The 843-nt window shown below is 63.0% G+C and carries 1 protein-coding gene; it reads right to left on the bottom strand.

Going from position 1 to position 843, the window contains the following annotated elements; all coding sequences use genetic code 11:
• On the bottom strand, positions 1–843 hold an 843-nt coding region (locus A5752_RS20980; RefSeq protein ID WP_231983476.1), incomplete at both ends, for a condensation domain-containing protein.

The following is an 843-nucleotide window of genomic DNA, read 5'->3' as shown; positions in this document are numbered from 1 at the left end:
CCCGGAGCGGTCTTCACAACGCAGCGCCACCGCCTCCGAGGCGTTGGCCACCTGAGCAGCGAACAACTCCGGAATCGAAGCCGGTGCGGTCGACGGGGCGGCCAACACCGCCCGGTGTCCCCACTCATCCAGACGCACACACTCGGCCTCATCGACCACATCAATCGACGAAAGCCGCCGTACCGGATCGGCGGTCATCGCATCCAACACCCGCCGCAACCGCTCAATCAACGTCTCGACGCTCACCGCATCGAACACATCGGTGCGAAACTCCACCGACCCGCCGATCCCGGCCGGTTCACCGGCAGCGCTCCAGCGCTCGGCAAGGGTAAACGTCAAATCCATTCGCGCGGTGTGGGTGTCCAGCGGCAACGACTCGACCTGCACATCACCCAACACCAACCCGTCGGCGGCACCGTCGCGCCCGGCGAAGTTCTGCCACGCCAACAACACCTGCACCAACGGGTGATGAGCCAAACTCCGAGCCGGATTGAGCCGCTCCACCAACACCTCAAACGGCACGTCTTGATGTTCATAAGCGGCCAAACTGCGCTGCTGAACCTGGGCCAACAACTCACCCACAGTCAGATCGGCACCCAGATCAACCCGCAACACCAACGTGTTGACGAAAAAACCCACCAACTCATCAAGGGCCGGATCACCACGACCCGCGACCGGGAACCCGAAGGCCACATCAGCACTGGCACTGACCCGAGACAACAGCACCGCCAACGCCGCCTGCACCACCATGAAACTGGTCGCGCCATGCTCACGAGCCAACAAAGCAACCCGCGACTGCAACTCAGCCGGCCAATCCACCACCACACTGGCACCGCGATAATC

Source organism: Mycobacterium sp. 852002-51961_SCH5331710 (assembly GCF_001665535.1).
Taxonomy (GTDB): Bacteria; Actinomycetota; Actinomycetes; order Mycobacteriales; family Mycobacteriaceae; genus Mycobacterium.
Note: the sequence above shows the minus strand (reverse complement) of the source record. Positions and strands in the feature narration are given on the sequence as shown.